At 67.7% G+C, this 18,433-nt stretch carries 15 protein-coding genes; 4 read left to right on the top strand and 11 right to left on the bottom strand.

The features are described 5' to 3' along the window. The first annotated feature begins 143 nt into the window (after nucleotides 1-143). Complete coding sequence (locus ACUDP5_RS26880) at nucleotides 144-1,034, top strand: LysR family transcriptional regulator (RefSeq protein ID WP_263915706.1); 891 nt, start codon at nucleotides 144-146, stop codon at nucleotides 1,032-1,034. On the opposite strand, the gene ACUDP5_RS26875 is transcribed toward ACUDP5_RS26880, so the two are convergent. Continuing rightward, nucleotides 982-2,019, bottom strand: coding sequence for a 2-isopropylmalate synthase (locus ACUDP5_RS26875; protein WP_445657684.1), 1,038 nt, complete (start codon nucleotides 2,017-2,019; stop codon nucleotides 982-984). The two genes, ACUDP5_RS26880 and ACUDP5_RS26875, sit on opposite strands and share 53 nt — an antisense overlap. Nucleotides 2,020-2,360: 341 nt before the next feature. Here ACUDP5_RS26875 and ACUDP5_RS26870 point away from each other — a divergent pair, with 341 nt between their 5' ends. Beyond that, nucleotides 2,361-3,188: an AraC family transcriptional regulator gene (locus ACUDP5_RS26870; RefSeq protein ID WP_445657683.1), complete on the top strand. Its 828-nt coding sequence runs from the start codon at nucleotides 2,361-2,363 to the stop codon at nucleotides 3,186-3,188. Between the two features lie 101 nt (nucleotides 3,189-3,289). Beyond that, nucleotides 3,290-5,152 (top strand): dihydroxy-acid dehydratase, encoded by a 1,863-nt coding sequence (gene ilvD, locus ACUDP5_RS26865; protein WP_263915709.1) that lies wholly within the window; start codon nucleotides 3,290-3,292, stop codon nucleotides 5,150-5,152. A gap of 227 nt (nucleotides 5,153-5,379) precedes the next feature. Here the strand turns inward: ilvD and ACUDP5_RS26860 are convergent, their stop codons facing one another. Continuing rightward, nucleotides 5,380-6,711, bottom strand: a complete 1,332-nt coding sequence (locus ACUDP5_RS26860; RefSeq protein ID WP_445657682.1) for an IS110 family transposase — start codon at nucleotides 6,709-6,711, stop codon at nucleotides 5,380-5,382. Between the two features lie 651 nt (nucleotides 6,712-7,362). Between ACUDP5_RS26860 and ACUDP5_RS26855 the strand changes: the two genes are divergently transcribed. Further along, entirely contained in the window at nucleotides 7,363-8,244 is an 882-nt protein-coding gene (locus ACUDP5_RS26855; RefSeq protein ID WP_445657681.1) for a LysR substrate-binding domain-containing protein, read from the top strand. A gap of 119 nt (nucleotides 8,245-8,363) precedes the next feature. On the opposite strand, the gene lpdA is transcribed toward ACUDP5_RS26855, so the two are convergent. Genes lpdA through ACUDP5_RS26810 form a run of 9 tightly spaced genes read right to left on the bottom strand, consistent with a single transcriptional unit; the run spans nucleotide 8,364 to nucleotide 18,355 of the window. Continuing rightward, complete coding sequence (gene lpdA / locus ACUDP5_RS26850) at nucleotides 8,364-9,761, bottom strand: dihydrolipoyl dehydrogenase (RefSeq protein WP_445657680.1); 1,398 nt, start codon at nucleotides 9,759-9,761, stop codon at nucleotides 8,364-8,366. Nucleotides 9,762-9,769: 8 nt separating this feature from the next. Continuing rightward, nucleotides 9,770-11,089: a pyruvate dehydrogenase complex dihydrolipoamide acetyltransferase gene (locus tag ACUDP5_RS26845; RefSeq protein ID WP_445657679.1), complete on the bottom strand. Its 1,320-nt coding sequence runs from the start codon at nucleotides 11,087-11,089 to the stop codon at nucleotides 9,770-9,772. Nucleotides 11,090-11,099: 10 nt separating this feature from the next. Next, entirely contained in the window at nucleotides 11,100-11,591 is a 492-nt protein-coding gene (locus ACUDP5_RS26840; RefSeq protein ID WP_263915637.1) for a VOC family protein, read from the bottom strand. Further along, nucleotides 11,588-13,771, bottom strand: coding sequence for an alpha-ketoacid dehydrogenase subunit alpha/beta (locus tag ACUDP5_RS26835; protein ID WP_445657678.1), 2,184 nt, complete (start codon nucleotides 13,769-13,771; stop codon nucleotides 11,588-11,590). Before ACUDP5_RS26835 ends, ACUDP5_RS26840 begins: the two co-directional genes overlap by 4 nt. Before the next feature lie 38 nt (nucleotides 13,772-13,809). After that, entirely contained in the window at nucleotides 13,810-14,613 is an 804-nt protein-coding gene (locus ACUDP5_RS26830; protein ID WP_445657677.1) for an SDR family NAD(P)-dependent oxidoreductase, read from the bottom strand. A gap of 58 nt (nucleotides 14,614-14,671) precedes the next feature. Continuing rightward, nucleotides 14,672-15,391 carry an ABC transporter ATP-binding protein gene (locus ACUDP5_RS26825; RefSeq protein WP_263915640.1) on the bottom strand — a complete coding sequence of 240 codons (720 nt, stop codon included), beginning with the start codon at nucleotides 15,389-15,391 and terminating at the stop codon, nucleotides 14,672-14,674. Further along, a complete protein-coding gene (locus tag ACUDP5_RS26820) occupies nucleotides 15,388-16,140 on the bottom strand; it encodes an ABC transporter ATP-binding protein (protein ID WP_263915641.1) in 753 nt (250 codons plus the stop codon). The genes ACUDP5_RS26825 and ACUDP5_RS26820 overlap by 4 nt, the downstream gene beginning before the upstream one ends. Then, nucleotides 16,137-17,417: a branched-chain amino acid ABC transporter permease gene (locus tag ACUDP5_RS26815; RefSeq protein WP_263915642.1), complete on the bottom strand. Its 1,281-nt coding sequence runs from the start codon at nucleotides 17,415-17,417 to the stop codon at nucleotides 16,137-16,139. Before ACUDP5_RS26815 ends, ACUDP5_RS26820 begins: the two co-directional genes overlap by 4 nt. Further along, a complete protein-coding gene (locus ACUDP5_RS26810) occupies nucleotides 17,414-18,355 on the bottom strand; it encodes a branched-chain amino acid ABC transporter permease (protein WP_263915643.1) in 942 nt (313 codons plus the stop codon). Before ACUDP5_RS26810 ends, ACUDP5_RS26815 begins: the two co-directional genes overlap by 4 nt. Nucleotides 18,356-18,433 lie beyond the last annotated feature (78 nt).

Genomic DNA, 18,433 nt, shown 5'->3' with positions numbered 1-18,433 from the left:
TGTGGCGCAACCCCATTCATAAATAAAGCTTTGGTTTATTATAAAATGCATAAGCAAAACTTTGGTGTGCGAGGCTGCTGCGCCGCGCGCGCTGCCGCTGAGAGCCGGGGCGGCATGGCACACGAACCCAACGGAGCCCCCGCATGCGCGGACTGAATCTGGACGCCCTGCGCACCTTTGCGCAGGTCATCGAACTGGGCAGCTTTTCGGCCGCGGCCGAGCGCGGCGGCATCACGCAGCCGGCGGTCAGCCTGCAGGTGCGCCAACTGGAGCGCCGCTTTGGCCTGAAGCTGGTCGAACGAGTGGGCCGCCGTGCGGGCCCCACCGCGGCCGGGCTGGAATTGCTGACCCACATCCGCGCCATCGACGCCGCGCTGGCGCAGGCCGAACAGGCCATGACGGCGCATGCCTCGCAAGTGACGGGCCGGGTGCGCCTGGGCACCGGCGCCACGGCCTGCACCTATCTGCTGCCGCCGCTGCTGGCCGACCTGCGGCGGCGCTTTCCAGCGCTGGACGTGGTGGCCAGTACCGGCAACACGGCCGACATGCTGCGCGGCCTGGAAAGCAACACCTTGGACATCGGCCTGGTGACGCTGCCAGCCCCGGGTCGCATGATCGAGGCCACACCGGTGCTCGAAGACGAGTTCGTGGCGATTTTTCCCGCGCGCGGCACCCTGGCCATTCCCGACACCGTCACGCCGCAGGCGTTGGCGGCGCTGCCGCTGGTGCTGTTCGAGCCGGGCGCGCGCACCCGCCGGCTGGTGGACGACTGGTTCGAAGCGGCGGGCGTGGCGGCCAAGCCGGTCATGGAGCTGGGCAGCACCGAGGCCATGAAGGAAATCGTGGCCGCCGGCCTGGGCTGCGCGGTGCTGCCCAGGCTGGCGGTGTCGGGTGCCGGCCAGCGCAGCGCGCTGGCGGTGCGGTCGTTGACGCCCCGCCTGTCGCGCACCCTGGCCGTCGTCGTGCGCCGCGACAAACCGCTCAGCCGCGGCCTGCGTCACCTGCAGGACGCGCTGCTGGCGTTGCGGGCGTGAACGCATAGGGGTGGAACACGTCCACCGGCAGCTGATTGCACGCCTCGACGCACTCGCGCACCGCGGCCATGCTTGAAAAATCCAGGCCGCTGGCAATGCCTTGCGTGTCCAGGTTCATGGCCAGCGTGACCAGGTCGACGTTGCCGGTGCGTTCGCCGTTGCCGAACAGGCATCCTTCGACGCGGTCGGCGCCCGCCATCACCGCCAGTTCGGCCGAGGCCACCGCGGTGCCGCGGTCATTGTGCGGATGCACGCTCAGCACGATGCTGTCGCGCCGCGCCAGGTGTCGGTGCATCCATTCGATCTGGTCGGCGTAGACGTTGGCCGTGGTGCATTCCACGGTGGACGGCAGGTTGATGATCATCTTGTGTTCAGGGGTGGGGCCCCAGATGGCGCTGACCGCATCGCAGACCTCCAGTGCGAAATCCAGTTCAGCCAGGCTGAAGGTTTCGGGGGAATACTCGTAGATCCATTCGGTTTCAGGGTGCGCGTCGGCCAGCGCGCGGATCTGGCGCGTGCCGGCCAGGGCGATCTCCTTGATCTCGGCGCGGCTCATGCCGAACACGATGCGGCGCCACTGCGGCGCGATGGGGTTGTACAGGTGCACGACGGCGCGGGGCGCGCCGTGCAGCGCCTCGAAGGTGCGGGCGATCAGGTCGGGCCGCGATTGGGTCAGCACCTCGATGGTGACGTCGTCTGGAATGCGCCGTTCTTCGATCAGCTTGCGCACGAAATTGAAGTCGGTGTCCGAGGCCGACGGAAACGCCACCTCGATTTCCTTGAGCCCCACGGCGACCAGTTGTTCGAAGAGGCGCAGCTTGCGGGCGGCGTCCATCGGTTCGATCAGGGCCTGGTTGCCGTCGCGCAGGTCGGTGCTCATCCACACGGGCGGCGCGTGCAGGCGCCGCGTGGGCCAGGTGCGCTGGGCGTAGTCGTGCGTGAAGGGTTGGACGGGGCGATATTTGTGTTGGGGATGGTCAAGCATGCAAACCTCCGGCCGCGCAGGACAGCGCGGCGTGTGTAGGCCGCCGGTCTGCGGCGGTCGGGCAAGGGAGGTGGCGAACGGGCCCGTCAGAGGGCCCGGGGCTGCCGGGCGGCCACGGGACGCAAGGCCCGGCAACCGCGCGCTAGTCGTAGCGCGGCGCGTTGTCCGTGCACGGCCACGGCGGCCGTGGCCGGTCCGCGAAGGGCGGAACGGGCGCAGGCGGCGGACGGGCGGGCGGACATGGTTCGGACAGGCCAACAGGGGATTTGGACGGGATGAGCGGCATGGTAGGTACACTGGAAAAGACCGTCTAACGCCATCCAGGCATCAATCGTCGAGAAATGGACAAATCCTCTCCGCCGTCCAACCCACCCAAGGCGCGCAAGCCTGCCGACCTGGACCTGTTTCCCTACGAATCCTCGCTGCGCCCGGTGGCCGGGCTGGCGGTGGACTACGAGGACGGCCATCGCGTGCGGCGCCACCGGCATCGCCGCTCGCAGCTGCTGTACGCGATCTCGGGGGTGATGGTGGTGGATACCGACGCCGGCATCTGGGTGGTGCCGCCCACGCGCGGCGTCTGGGTGCCGGCGTGGATGCCGCACGCCATCCGCATGAGCGGCGAGCCGCGCATGCGCACGGTGTTCGTCGAGCCGGGCGCGGTGGCGCATCTGCCGGCGCAATGCTGCGTGCTGTCGGTATCGCCGCTGCTGCGCGAGCTGATGGTGGCGGCGGCCGAGGTGCCGCTGGACTGGACGCCCGGCACGCGCGACGGCCGCCTGATGATGCTGCTGCTGGACGAGCTGAAACAGGAGCCGGTGCTGCCGCTGCACCTGCCGCAGCCTGCCGAGCCGCGCCTGGCCCGCATCTGCCGCACCATCGTGCGCCATCCGGAGCGCCAGGCGGGCGCGGCCGACTGGGCGCGGGAATTGGGGGTGGACCCCAAGACGGTGCATCGGCTGTTCCTGCGCCATACGGGCATGACCTTCGGCCGCTGGCGCCAGCAGGCGCGGCTGCTGGCGGCAATGGAGCGGCTGGCGCGCGGCGACCGGGTGCTGGACGTGGCGCTGGACCTGGGCTACGAAAGCCCGAGCGCGTTCGCAGCGATGTTTCGCAAGGCCCTGGGCGAGCCGCCCAGTGCATTCGCGGCCCGCGGCGCGGCGTCCGCCTGATGGCCATGTAACGGCCCCAGGGTGGCCTGCGGGCGCTGCCGGCCGGAACCAGCGTATTATTTACCGTTTTGCCGCCCACGCTAACCGCCTGAGACAAGATCATGCCGCACTACCGTTCCCGCACCTCGACCCACGGCCGCAATATGGCCGGCGCCCGCGCCCTCTGGCGCGCCACCGGCATGAAGGACGGAGATTTCGGCAAGCCGATCATCGCGGTGGTCAATTCGTTCACGCAGTTCGTGCCGGGCCACGTGCACCTGCGTGACCTGGGTGCGCTGGTTGCCAAGGAAATCGAAGCCGCCGGCGGCGTCGCCAAGGAATTCAACACCATCGCCGTCGATGACGGCATCGCCATGGGGCACGGTGGCATGCTGTATTCGCTGCCGTCGCGCGAACTGATCGCCGACTCGGTCGAATACATGGTGAACGCGCACTGCGCCGACGCGATGGTCTGCATCTCGAACTGCGACAAGATCACCCCGGGGATGCTGATGGCCGCGATGCGCCTGAACATCCCGGTGGTGTTCGTGTCGGGCGGTCCGATGGAAGCGGGCAAGGTCAAGTCGCCGACGGACGGCAAGGTCATCGCCAAGATCGACCTGATCGACGCGATGATCAAGGCGGCCGACCCGAAGGTGTCGGACGCGGAAGTGGCGGAAGTCGAACGCAGCGCGTGCCCGACGTGCGGTTCCTGTTCCGGCATGTTCACGGCCAACTCGATGAACTGTCTGACCGAGGCGATCGGCCTGGCGCTGCCGGGCAACGGCACGATCGTGGCCACGCACGCCTGGCGCAAGGGCCTGTTCGAGCAGGCCGGCCGCCTGGTGGTGGACCTGTGCCGCCGCTATTACGTGGAAGAAGACGCGTCGGTGCTGCCGCGCAGCATCGCGACCAAGTCCGCGTTTGAAAACGCGATGGCGCTGGACGTGGCGATGGGCGGTTCGACGAACACGGTGCTGCATTTGCTGGCCGCGGCGCAGGAAGCGGGCGTGGATTTCACGATGGCGGACATCGACCGCATTTCGCGCAAGGTGCCGTGCCTGTGCAAGGCGGCGCCCGCCACCGACAAGTACCACATCGAAGACGTGCACCGCGCCGGCGGCATCCTGGGCATCCTGGGTGAACTGGCGCGTGCGGACCTGCTGGACCTGTCTTGCGGCAACGTGCACAGCGGCACGCTGGGCAACGCGATCCAGCAATGGGACGTGGCGGGCGGCGCGGGTGAAGCGGCGCAGAAGTTCTACCGCGCGGCCCCGGGCGGCATCCCGACGACGGTGGCGTTCAGCCAGGACGCGACGTTCCTGACGCTGGATACGGACCGCAAGACGGGCTGCATCCGCAGCAAGGAAAACGCCTACTCGAAGGACGGCGGCCTGGCGGTGCTGTACGGCAATCTGGCCGAGAAGGGCTGCATTGTGAAGACGGCTGGCGTGGACGAGTCGCAATGGGTCTTCACGGGCCGTGCGCGGGTGTTCGAGAGCCAGGACGACGCGGTGGAAGGCATTCTGGGCGACAAGATCGTGGCGGGCGACGTGGTGGTGATCCGCTACGAAGGCCCGAAGGGCGGTCCTGGGATGCAAGAGATGCTGTACCCGACGTCTTACTTGAAGTCCAAGGGCCTGGGCAAGACGTGCGCGCTGTTTACGGACGGGCGTTTTTCGGGGGGCTCGTCGGGGCTGGTGATCGGGCATGCGTCGCCGGAAGCAGCGGAAGGCGGCACGATCGGGCTGGTGGAAGACGGCGATACGATCGAGATCGATATTCCGAATCGGAAGATGCATCTGGCGGTTTCCGATTCGGAGCTGGCTCGGCGTCGGGCTGCTATGGAAGCTCGGGAGAATGCTTGGGAGCCTGTGGATCGGGAGCGGGTTGTGTCGTTGGCGTTGCAGGCTTATGCGGCGTTGGCGACTTCTGCGGATCGGGGGGCTGTGCGGGATTTGTCGCAGTTGAAGCAGAAGCGGTGATGCTTTGCTGGTGAATTAGGGAACGGCGCCTTGGGCGCCGTTTTTTTTGTGGTGGATTGAATTGTTCTTCGTGGGTCGTCCCTTGCGGCGGTGGCATGCGGGGCGGGCGCCCACGATTGCGGTCCGGAGCGTTCGCTCCGGACTGCCCCTTCGTCATCTTCGTTGTCGCCTTCGGCGACTGCCTCTCAAGAAACTCCCGTCAAGCTGCTGATTTGTTTGGGGTTTTTTCACGGAGTCTCGGGAAGTGGCGTGAGGCTATAGCCCATCGCCTGGGCGCGCTTGGTCAAGTGATGCATGACGCGCTGCTTGTAGCGTTCCTCGTAATACAGCTCTCCCTGGTCGACATATTCGGTGCCTTTGGTGAGCATGGCGTAGATCAGACGAGCCAACTTGTGGGCCGCAGCGGTGATGGCGCGAGGCTTGTCCAGGCGTGCGCACAGCCGTCGGTAATAGGCACCCAAGGCCGACTGGCTTGTTCGCAACGCAGCGGCGGCCAGGCGCAGGGCTTGGGCGGCGCGGTTTGGCGAGCGCTTGGTGGCGCTGCTCAGGACCTTGCCCCCGGAGATCCGTGTCCCCGGGCACAACCCGAGCCAAGAGGCGAAGTGCTTGGATGTGGGGAAGCGGGTCATATCAGGCCCGACCTCGGCCAGGACTTTGAAGGCGGTCATTTCATCGACCCCATTGATGCGGGTCAGGTCCACGCCGCACAGGGCGAACAGGTGCGTGCGCAGGTCGAAGGCCATGGCCTTCTTGGGCCAGCGACGCTGGGACTTGCCTGGGTCGCCGTCATGGCGCTGTAGCTTATGCAGCTCAGTCTGGATGAGCTGATCGCACTCATCGAGCTGGCTCTGATACGCGTCGTACAGGGCAAGTGCCTGGCGTAGCGCAAACAGGTGCTCATGGCGCCAGGTCCCTTGCAGGGCTGCGGCGATATCGTCTTCGCTGGCCTTGACCTGGCGCTTTTTAAGGCGGGCCAGGACGTGGGGATCACGCTCGCCGGCCACGATGGCGCGGATGATGGCCTGGCCGGTGACCCCGACGACGTCCGAGAGCACTTGGGTCAACTGGATGTTCATCTGCGTGAGCGCCTTCTGCATGTGCTGCACGTGGCGCACCTGTGAGGCCAGCAGCATCTGGCGTTGGCGCGAGAACTCGCGCAAGACGCAGATCTGGTCCGAAGGCCGGAAGGCGCTGGCCAGCAGGCCGTAGCTCATGAGCTGTTGCAACCACTGGCAGTCCAGGACGTCGGACTTGCGGCCGCAGACGTTCTTGACGTGCCGGGCGTTGACCAGATAGACAGTAAAGCCCTGGCTGTCGAGCAACTCGTACAAGGGGATCCAGTAGACGCCGGTGGACTCCATGGCGACCGCGGTAATGCCGCAGTCCTTGAGCCACTGCGCCAGGCGATAGAGATCGGCAGTAAAGCTCTTGAACTCACGAACGGGCTGCTCATCGCGGTCGGCAGGCACGGCGACAAAGTGACTGGCCGAGCCGATGTCGATGCCTGCGGCATCGGGGTGGGCCAGGGTTAAGGGTGCAACAGACTTGCGCAGGGACATGGCTTGCTCCATGATCACAAACGGAATGCCGCCAGGCATGGGTACGTCGTTGTACTCACTCTCTCAAACGGGATGCACGCGCTATGCGTGTGCTCACCAATGTCGGTGACGTCACCCGGGGCCATGCTTCAGAACGGGCGTGCGCTAACACGCACCACTGGAAGGTCGGTCTTTACTTGGCGGCATTCCACCTTGCCACAGCCGATGCCACGGAGAAAGTTTCTTCGTCACGGGTGTCGTGCATGACGACTATTGGGCTTCAGATTCCCTCGGGCGCATCGAGGTTGCCCGCCCCGCATGCCACCGCCGCAAGGGACTACGTGCGTCTTGGGTCGTTGCGCTGCTGGACCTGTGGTCAGGGCATGAGATCTACGGGGTCGCCAAGCCGCGGCCGCGCGGGCGGCCACGTTTGGCATTGCGTTTCTAGAAAATGTTGCGGGGGCGCTTCGCGCTGATGGAGATTGGTTTTCTATTGGGTCCACATCGTGGGGGTGGGGGCGGTGATGGGCGGCGCGGCAGGGTCCTGCTTGCGCATGCTAACCGTCTTGCGCGCCGCCCATCGGGCGCGGCAGATTGACTTGGAAGGTTACGGCATCCGCGCCGCTTGGTGGGGGGCTATAGAATTTGGGTATTCGTGACTGGGGGGCAAAAATGAGCCTGAATTCTGATGCTTTGCGGTTGTTCCTGGGCGTGGTCGACGCGGGGTCCATGAGTGCTGCGGCGGAGATGTTGGGGCAGACGGCTTCTGGGGTCAGTCGGGGGTTGTCGCGGTTGGAAGAGGATTTGGGGGTGGCGTTGTTGACGCGGACGACGCGGCGGATGGAGTTGACGGCGGAGGGGGCGCACTTTTTGCAGAAGGCGCGGCAGATTGTGCAGTCGTTGGAAGAGGCTGAAGAATGCATGCGCATCGTGAATCAGCAGCCGGCGGGGCGGTTGCGGGTGGATGCGTCGGTGCCGGTGATGCTGCATTGCGTGGTGCCGCATGTGGCGGATTTTCGGCGGGAGTATCCGGCGATTTCGTTGGAGCTGACCAGCAATGATCGGATCGTGGATCTGATCGAGCATCGCACGGACGTGGCGTTGCGGATGGGGCCGTTGAATGATTCGACGTTGCATGCGCGGCCGTTGCGGCCGCGGCCGCGGTGGTTGATGGCGAGTCCGGAGTATCTGGCGTGGCGTGGGGTGCCCGAGACGGTGGAGGATCTGGACGGGCATGAGCTGCTGGGGTTTACGCAGCCTGAAAGCCTGAATGTCTGGCCGCTGCGGCATGCGGGCGGGTCGAGTTATCTGGCGACGCCTACGTTGGCGACGTCCAGTGGCGAGACGCAGCGGCAGCTGGCGTTGCGGGGGGTGGGGATTGCCTGCCTGTCGGACTTCGTGTCGCAGGAAGACCTGGAAGCGGGGCGGCTGGTTCGGATCATGGAAGATATCCATACCGATTATTTGCAGCCGATGCATGCGGTGTATTACCGCAATACGCAGCTGTCGAGGCGGATTGCGTGCTTCCTGGATTTCTTCGCCAGCCGGTTGTGAAAGGGGCGTGCCAGGTGTGATTGCACCTGGCACGCAGCGTTCGGGACGCAGCGCCCAGCTCGCGGCATCCTGCACGCAGGCCGTAGCACGGCATGCCGCGTGCCGGGTGCTGCGATGCTTTATCCGTGCAGTGCGCGGCCGAACGCGGACAGCACCGATTCGTGCAAGGTTTCCGACAAGGTCGGGTGCGCGAAGATGGTGTGCATCAGGTCTTCTTCGGTGGCTTCGAGTGCGGTGGCGACGCCGTAGCCGGTGATCAGTTCGGAGGCTTCGGGGTGGATGATGTGGGCGCCGAGCAGTTCACCGGTGGCGGCGTCGAATACCGTTTTGACCAGGCCCTGGTCTTCACCCATGGCGATGGCTTTGCCGTTGCCGGCGAAGGTGAATTTGCCGATGCGGATGTCGCGGCCGGTCTGCCTGGCGTGTTCGCGGGCGCGGGCTTCGGTCATGCCGATGCTGGCGACCTGGGGGTGCGAGTAGGTGCAGGCGGGGATGCGCAGCGGATCGATGGGATGGACGGGCTTGCCGGCGATGGCTTCGACGCACAGCACGGCTTCGTGGCTGGCCTTGTGGGCCAGCCAGGGGGCGCCAGCGACGTCGCCGATGGCATAGATGCCGGGTTCGGCTGTGCGGCACAGGCCGTCGGTGACGATGTGGGTCTTTTCGACTTTGACGCGGGTCTGTTCCAGGCCCAGGTTTTCGACGTTGCCGACGATGCCGGCGGCGACGATGACGCGGTCGAATTCCAGTTCGGTCTGTTTGCCCTGCTGGTCGAGCACGACCTTGACGCCGGCGGCGGTCAGGCTGGATGACTTGACGGCGCATTGGGTCAGCACGCGGATGCCCTGCTTTTCGAAGGCCTTGCGGGCCAGGGCGGAGATCTCGGCGTCTTCCTGCGGCAGGATGTCCGCGGTCATGTCGATCAGGGTGACGTCGACGCCCACGGCCCGGTAGAAGCTGGCGAATTCAGCGCCGATGGCGCCTGCGCCCACGACCAGCAACGATTTGGGCAGGGCGGGGGGCGTCAGGGCCTGGCGGTAGGTCCAGATGCGCTCGCCGGGGGGCAGGGCGGGCAGGTCGCGGGCGCGGGCGCCGGTGGCCAGGATGATGTGACGGGCGGATAGCGTGGTGCCGTTGTCCAGGGCCACGCGGCCGCCGCCGGCCAGTTTGGCGCTGGCGGTGAAGACGCTGATGGCATGCTTTTTCATCAGGTGGGTCACGCCCTGGCCCAGGCGGGCGGCGACCTTGCGCGATCTGGCCACCATGGCGGCCAGGTCGGGTTGGGCATCGCCGGCGCCCGTGACGCCGTAGTGGGCGGCGTCGCGGCAGGCGCGCAGCACGGTGGCGCTGTGCAGCAGGGCCTTGGTGGGAATGCAGCCCCAGTTCAGGCAGATGCCGCCGAGTTCGGCGCGCTCTACCAGCGCGGTGGACAGGCCCAGCTGCGCGGCGCGGATGGCGGCCACGTAGCCGCCGGGGCCGCCGCCCACGACCACCAGGTCAAACGTCGTCTTGGTCATGGCGGGGCTCACAGCAGGATGCGCACGGGGTTTTCGATCAGCGACTTGAAGGCCGCCAGCCAGCGCGCGCCCACGGCGCCGTCGACGGCGCGATGGTCGGCCGACAGCGTCACGGTCATCACCGTGGCGGCGACCAGGTCGCCGTTCTCGGCCACGAGCGGGCGGCGTTCGGCGGCGCCGACGGCCAGGATGGCGGCTTGCGGCGGGTTGATGATGGCGGCGAACTGCTTGATGCCATACATGCCCAGGTTGCTGACGGTGAGCGAGCCGCCGGTGAATTCTTCGGGTTTCAGGCGGTTGATCTTGGCGCGGCCGGCCAGCTCCACGATTTCCATGGCGATGGCGGACAGCGGCTTCACGTCGGCGTCGCGCACGATGGGCGTGACCAGGCCGCCGTCGGTGGCCACCGCCACGCTGACGTCGGCGCCGGCATGGAATTCGATGGCGTCGTCGTGCCAGCTGACGTTGACCTCGGGCACTTCGCGCAGGGCCAGGGCGGCGGCGCGGACGATGAAGTCATTGACCGACAGCTTGACCGTGCCGCCGTGGTTGGCCTGGGCACGCAGGGCCAGCAGCGCGTCCATGCGGCAGTCCAGCGTCAGGTAGAAGTGCGGCACGTGCTGCTTGCTTTCGGTCAGGCGGCGGGCGATGGCGCGGCGCATGCCAGTGTGCGGCACGCGGCGGGCCGGCGCGCGGCCGGATGCCGGCTGGGCGGGGGCGGCCGTGGCGTGGTCGCGCGCGGCTTCGACGTCGCGGCGCACGATGCGGCCGTGCGGGCCGGTGCCTTGCACGGTCAGCAGGTCCACATGCCATTGGGCGGCGAGGCGGCGGGCGAGGGGGCTGGCGAAGACGCGGGCGCCGGATGTGGCGCCGGGCGGTGCATTGGGGGCCACTGCGGTACCCGCGGGGGCGGCGCCGGTCGATGCGGCCGCCGACGACGCGGTCGCGGTTGCGGCGGCCGGTGCTGCGGCCGAGGACCCGGAAGCGCCCGTCGGCGCGCCGGCCTGTGCCGCTTGCACCGGCGTGTCCGCGCCGCCTGCGGCACCGCTTTGCGCCAGCGCACGTTCGATATCCGCCGCGCCTTCGCCCGGCGCCAGCAGCACGCCGATGACGGTGTTGATGGGCACCGAGGCGGCGCCCGCCGGCACGACGATGCGGCCCAGCACGCCGGCCTGTTCGGCGTTGATTTCGACGATGGCCTTTTCGGTTTCGATTTCGGCCAGGGCGTCGCCGACCGCGACGCTATCGCCTTCCTGCTTGAGCCACTGGTGCAGGGTGCCGCCATCCGCGTCGGCGGCGACAGAGGGGAGTTTGATCAGGGTTGCCACGTTGTTCGTCCTATTCTGCGTGCGCGGCCAGGTCGGGCCGGTAGGCCGCCGGGTCGTCGTATTCGACCAGTTCCAGCACATTGCCTTCGGGGTCGCGGAAGAACGCCAGCCAGGTGCCGGGACGCACTTGCATCGGCGCGGGCGCGCTGTCGAAGGCCACGCCGCGCGCCTGCAGGCGCGCCACGGTGCCCGCCAGGTCGCGCACGATGAAGGTCAGGTAGGTGGCGCCTTGGCGATCCAGGATGGCGGCGCCGCGCACGGCGGGCGCCGGGGCGGCGGTGGGTTGCAGCAGCTTGATGCGTTCGCCGTAGGGGGTTTGCAGGCGTGCCACGTCGTAGCCGTGCGTCGTCAGGCCGGTGGCCCGGGCCTTGTCGGCGGGCACGGTGACGCGGTTCACCAGCGTCAGGCCGACCACGTCGGTATAGAACGCCAGCATGGCGTCCAGGTCGGCGCAGCACAGGCCGACTTCCATCGGCACGGTCATGTCCAGGGTGGCGCTCATGCTTTTTCTCCCAGGTCGGCCAGCACGTCAGCCAGGCCGGCGATGACTTCTTCGGTGTCGGCAAAGGCGGCGCGTTCCAGCACTTTGGAAATGCTGGGCGAGGCTTCTCCGCCCGTCACGCGCTTGATCGGCTGGTCCAGCCAGTCGAAGTAGCGACGCTGGATTTCATCGGCCAGCATGGCGCCGTACGAGGTGCCGCGCACGCCTTGTTCCACGATCAGCACGTTGTTGGTCTTCTGGATGCTGGCGCCGATGGTGTCCCAGTCCAGGCTGGCGCGGTCCAGCGTGCGCAGGTCGATGACTTCGGCGTCCACGCCGGCCTCTTCGGCGGCCTTCAGGGCGCGGCTGACCATCGACAGGTAGGTCAGCACCGTGACCTTGGCGCCGCTGCGGCGCACGCGTGCCTTGCCAAAGGGAATGGCGTAGTCGAGGTCGCCATCGGGCACCTCGCCCGACGAGGCGTACAGGTCCACGTGCTCGATCACCAGCACCGGGTCCTTGGAGGCCAGCGCGGTGTTCATCAGGCCGATGTATTCGTAGGGCGTGGACGGGGCGACGATGCGCCAGCCGGGCGCGGTGGCGAACACGCCGGCCGGGTCCATCGAGTGCTGCGAGCCGTAGCCCGTGCCCATCGCGACCTTGGTGCGCAGCACGAACGGCACGTCGATGTCGCCGCCGAACATGTGGCGGGCCTTGCCGATCTGGTTGAAGATCTGGTCGGCCGCGACCCACATGAAGTCGGGGTACATGAATTCCACCACCGGCTTGTAGCGGCCGTCCATGGCCAGGCCGCCGCCCAGGCCGGCGAAGGCGTTTTCGGAAATGGGCGTGCCCAGCACGCGGTCGGGGTACTTGTCCTTCAGGCCGCGCGTCGCGCCGTTGGTGCCGCCCTTCAGGCGGTGCACGTCTTCGCCCAGCACGACCATGCCGGGGTCGGTTTCCATGCGGCGATCCAGCACGTCGGCCACGGCGTCGACGAATTTGCGTTCGACGCGGGCGCCGGGGTGGTCGGCGACGTCCTGGTAGCGCAGGCCTTCGAGTTCCGAGCCGTCGCTGCGCAGGCCCACGTCACGGAAGTCAGGGCGCGGCCACAGGTCGGCGCGCACGCGGCGCTTGCCGCCCTCCGCGGCTTCGGTCAGGCGGCCGGACACGTCCTTCATCACGTCCTTGCACTGTTGGCGCAGCGCGTCGACTTCGGCCTGGGTGATCAGCTTGCGGCCGATCATCTCGGCGGCGATCTTGTCCAGCGGATCGCGGCGGCGCCACGCGGTTTCTTCTTCCTTGCTGCGGTAGCCGAAGGCGCTGCCGGGGAAGGGGCCGTTCTGGTGGAAGAAGCGGTACACGTCCACTTCGATGATGGTGGGGCCGTTGCCGGCGCGCATGTGGGCCACGGCTTCGGACATGGCCAGGTGCACGGCCAAGGGGTCCATGCCATCGACCTGCCAGGCGGGGATGTTGAAGGCCTGCCCGCGGGCCGACAGGCGCGGTTCGGCGGTGGATTCTTCCACCGTGGTCGACACGGCGTAGCGGTTGTTTTCGATGAAGAAGCACAGCGGTGTTTTCCACGCGGCGGTCAGGTTCATCGTTTCCAGCACCGAGCCGATGTTCACCGCGCCGTCGCCGAAGTAGGTCACGGCCACGCGGTCGGTGCCGGCATGGCGATGCGCCCAGGCGGCGCCGGCCGCGAGCGGCACGCCGCCGCCGACGATGGCATTGGTGCCCAGCGCGCCGGCTTCCAGCCAGCGCAGGTGCATGCTGCCGCCACGGCCGCGGCAATAGCCTTGCGCCAGGCCCATGATCTCGGCCAGCGTCTTGTGCAGCACCTCGTCGATGGCGGGCGTCAGCGGGTTGCGCGGGTCCAGGCCCAGCGGCGCGACGTGCTGCAAGGCCTTGGCCAGGAACTGGTGGTGGCCGCGATGCGAGCCGTTGATCTGGTCGCCGGCGCCCAGCGCCAGCACCGATCCGACGGCGCCGCCTTCCTGCCCCACGGACGAGTGCGCCGGGCCGTGCACCAGGCCTGCGGCGGCCAGGTCCAGCACTGCCTCTTCAAAGGCGCGGATCCAGTGCAGCTGCGTGAGCATGGTGGCCAGCAGCGCGGGGTCTGCCTGCTGCCAGTCGCGGGCGTCGACCGTCAATTGCCGCCAGGACGCTTGCGAGCCGAGCGGTTGGTAGGTGGCCATGAGTGAATCTCCAGAAAATTAGATAAGCGTCGATGCGGTCAGAGGTAGCTGTAGCGGCTCCAGCCGCCATCGGCCACCAGGGTGTGTCCGGTGATGTAGGCGGCCTGGCGCGAGGCCAGGAAGACCGCCAGGTCAGCCATTTCGGCCGGCTGCGCCATGCGCCGCAGCGGCGTGCGCTGCTTGAGGCGTTCGGGGTCCAGGCGGCCGCGTGCAGCCAGGTCGCGCACCAGGTCCGTTTCCACGTAGCCCGGTGCCAGCGCATTGACGCGCACGCCCTGCGGGCCCCATTCCACGGCCAGGGTCTCGGTCAGCAGCACCACCGCGCCTTTGGTGGCGCAATAGGCCGCGCGGTCGGGCGCCGCCACCACGCCGTACATGGATGCCAGGTTGATGATGCAGCCCTCGCCCTTGGGCACCATGCGGCGCCCGGCGGCCTGGGCGCACAGGAACACGCCGGTCAGGTTGATGTCGACGGCGCGGCGCCATTCGTCCACCGTCACGTCCAGGGTGGGCTTGTTGGCCGAGATGCCGGCGTTGTTGACCAGCACGTCGACGCCGCCCCAGGCCTGTTCGACCTGCGCGAAGGCGCGTTCGACCGCGTCGGCGTCGGTGACCGAGGCCTGCGCGGCCAGGGCTTCGCCGCCCGCGGCTTGCAGGCCGGCCACGGCCTCGGCCAGCGCGGCCGGGTCCATGTCCAGCAGCGCCACGCGCGCCCCCTGGCGGATGAAGGCCTGGGCGGTGGCGTAGCCGATGCCTTTGGCGCCGCCGGTGATCACCACGGTCTTGCCGCGCAGATCGGGGTGGATGACGTCCGATTGCGATACTTCAGGGGTCATGTCCAAGTGCTTGCCTTTTACGGTGCGTGGTGGAGGTATGGCGGGGGCAGGTTCGCAGGCGGTGTCAGACCGCCAGCCATTCCTGCACCACGTCCTGGCGCTCGTGCAATTGCGCGGGCGGGCCTTCGAAAACAATGCGGCCGTGGCCCATGACGCTGACGCGGGTCGAGACCTTCAGCGCGATGGTCAGCTTCTGCTCGACCAGCACCACCGACACCCCGCGCTGGTGGATGTCGCGGATCACGTCGGCGATCACTTCCACGATCTTGGGCGCCAGGCCTTCGGTGGGCTCGTCGATCAGCATGACCTTGGGGTTGCCCAGCAACGAGCGGCACATGGTCAGCATCTGCTGCTCGCCGCCTGACAGGTTGCCGGCCCGGGTATTGCGCCGTTCCTTCAGGCGGGGGAAATACTCGAACATCTGCTCGACCGTCCAGGCCGGCGCGTCGGCGCGCGGCGGTTGCTCGCCCATGCGCAGGTTCTCGTCCACCGTCAGGTTGGCGAAGACCTCGCGCTCTTCGGGCACGAAACCCAGGCCGGCGCGGGCGATCTCGAAGGGTCGCTTGTTGGTGATGTCGCGGCCTTCGATGGCGATGCGGCCGGCGGTCACGTCCACCAGGCCCATGATGCTCTTCATGGTGGTGGACCGGCCGGCGCCGTTGCGGCCCAGCAGGCTGACCACTTCGCCGCGATTCACCGTCAGGTCGATGCCATGCAGGATGTGGCTCTTGCCATAGTGGGCGTGCACGCCTTGCAGCGCCAGCAGGGGGGATTGCATGCTCATACCGTTTCCTCTCCCAGGTAGGCTTCGCGCACGCGGGCATCGCCGCGGATCTCGGCCGGCGTGCCGGTGGCCAGGATTTCGCCGTAGACCAGCACGCTGATGCGGTCGGCCAGCGAAAACACCACCTGCATGTCGTGCTCGACGATCAGCAGGGTGCAGTCGCGCGTCACATCCTTGATGAGCTCGACGGTGTAGTCGACCTCGTGCTGCGACATGCCCGCCATGGGCTCGTCCAGCAGGATCACCTTGGGGCGCGAAGCCAGCGTCATGCCGATTTCCAGCGAACGCTGCTCGGAATAGTTCAGGTCGCCCGCCGCGGTGTGCTGCTTGGGCGCCAGGCGCACCTTTTCCAGCAACTGGTCGACGTTTTCGTTCACCGCGCGGTGGCGGGCGATGGGACGCCAGAAGTTGTAGACCAGCCCGTGCATGCGCAACACCGCCAGGCGCAGGTTTTCTCGCACCGACAGGCGCGGGAACACGTTGGTGATCTGGAACGAACGCGCCAGGCCCAGGCGGTTGATCTGCTCGGGCGGCAGGCCGCCGATGGAACGCGAACGCAGGTTGATGTCGCCCGACGTCGGCGCGAACGAGCCGGACATCAGGTGAAACAGCGTCGACTTGCCGGCGCCGTTGGGGCCGATGACGGCATGGCGTTCGCCGGCTTGCACTTGCAGGTTCACGCCGCGGATGATCTGCGCATCGCCAAAAGACTTGCGCACGTCCGTCAGGGTCAGGATCTCGTGGCTCATCGCGCGGCCTCCAGCACGGGTGCGGCATCGGCGCCGCTGCGCCACAGGGCAATGGCCCAGCGGCAGGCGGCCAGGCCGACGGCGAACAACGCCAGCGGCACCAGCCAGGTGGACAGCGCCAGCGGCGCCCAGTCGCGGCCGAACAGCGCGATGGCGGGCCAGCCGGCATCGGGATTCATGGCCAGCAGCGCGCGGTAGTCGCGGGCGAACATGCGTTGCAGCAGTTCCACGCTGAAGACCGTGGCGGCCGTCAGCAGCAGGCCGCTGGCCACCGACACCAGCGCGCGCGGCAGCCAGTTGGCCAGGCCACGCTCGCGCAACGACTTGGCTGCGCGCTGCACCAGACCCACCAGGCCGTCCGGCACGAACAGCATCACCAGCACGAACAGCACGCCCTGGTACAGCAGCCACGACCGGGTGATGTCCGCCAGCGTCTGCGACAGGAAGGTCAGGATGGACGCGCCCAGCACCGGGCCCAGGAAGGCGTTGACGCCGCCGATGTAGGCGAACAGCACCGCGTCGGTGGACAGCTTGACCTCGAACAGCACGTAGTTGCCGGCTTCGATGTTCAGCGCCTGCAGGCCGCCGGCAATGCCGGCAAACATGGCCGACAGCGCGAACACCAGGGTCTTGAGCGCGTGGGGTCGATAGCCCAGGTAGCGCAGGCGGTTGGCGTTTTCGCGCAGGCCCAGCGTCAAACGGCCCAGCGGCGTGCGGGTCAGGCCGTACAGCGCCGCCAGCGACACCAGCACCCAGGCCAGCACCAGGAAATACACCTCGATGTCGGACCCGAAGGAAAAGCCCCAGGCCGGCATGCGCATGGCCGACAGGCCCGCTTCGCCGCCGAACACGCCTTTCAGGTGCGGGGCCAGCGCGTGCAGCAGTTCGGCCAGCGCCAGCGTGATCATCGAAAAATACACGCCGGACCGCATGGTGGCGAACCAGCCGGCGACCAGGCCGAACAGCAGGCCGGCCACGCCGCCTGCCAGCGGCATCAAGGGCGTGGGCAGAAGGCCCGCGCCGCCCAGCGCGTTCATGGCGTGGATGGTGGCGAAGGTGCCCACGCCGAAATACGCCGCATGGCCGAACGACAGCATGCCGCCCTGGCCCGCCAGCAGGTTGAAGGCGCAGGCAAACAGCGCCGCGATCAGCATCTGCACCGCCGCAACCAGTTGCCCTGCCGGCAGCAGCCAGGGCAGGGCGCACAGCGCGCCGACACAGATGAGCAGCAGCAAGGCGGCCGAGACGCGGCCGGGGGAATTCAGGGGCCGGTTCATGCTTGCTCTCCTTTCAGGCCCGACGGCTTGACCAGCAGCACCACCAGCATCAGCAGGAAGGGCAGCGTCGCGGCCAGGCTGGAGATCTTCACCGTCATCAGGCCGCCTACGCTTTCGGCCCACTCGCCGGCGCCGAACAGGCCGAACAGGGTGGCGAGACTGGCGTCGATGCCGACCGAGAACGAGCTGATCAGGCCGATCAGCAGCGAGGCGATCATGGCGCCTTCGAGCGAGCCCAGGCCGCCCACCACCACCACCACGAACACCAGCACGCCCAGCTCCAGCGCCATGTTCGGATTGGTCGTGTAGAAGGCCCCGGCCACCGCGCCGGCCAGCCCCGCCATGGCCGCGCCCACGCCGAACACGCTCATGAACACCAGCGGCACGTTGTGGCCCAGGGCCTCGGCCATGCGCGGCCGGTAGATGGCCGAGCGCACCACGATGCCGACGCGGGTGCGCGACAGCAGCAGGTAGATCACGCCGAACATCGCCAGCGACACGCCGCCCATCAGCAGGCGATAGAAGGGGTAGTCCGCGTCGAACACGCGGAAGGCCGCGAAGTTCAGGAACGCCGGCACGCGGTAGTCGACAGGGAAGTCGCCGTAGAACAGCTTGATGAGCTCGGCGACGATGAACGCCAGGCCGAAGGTCACCAGCAGTTCCTGCGCGTGGCCGAACTTGTGCACCCGGCGCAGGAAGAAGCGTTCCACCCCCATGCCCAGCACGCCCGCGATGACGGTGGCGAGCACCAGCGCGGTCCAGAACCCCGTCACGGGCGCCAGGGTGTAGGCGGCATACGCGCCTATCATGTAGAACGAGGCGTGCGCGAAGTTGAGCACGCCCATCATGCCGAAGATCAGCGTCAGGCCTGCCGACACCATGAAAAGTAGCAGGCCGTAGATCACGCCGTTCAACAGCGAGACCGTAAAGTATTCCATGTCCGCTCCAAAATCCTTGCGCGCCAGGCGCAATGCGCCCGGCGATTCATCACGCCCTGTTTGCCGGCCCCGCGCCGG

It is taken from the genome of Achromobacter sp. NCFB-sbj8-Ac1-l, assembly GCF_052695805.1.
Note: the sequence above shows the minus strand (reverse complement) of the source record. Positions and strands in the feature narration are given on the sequence as shown.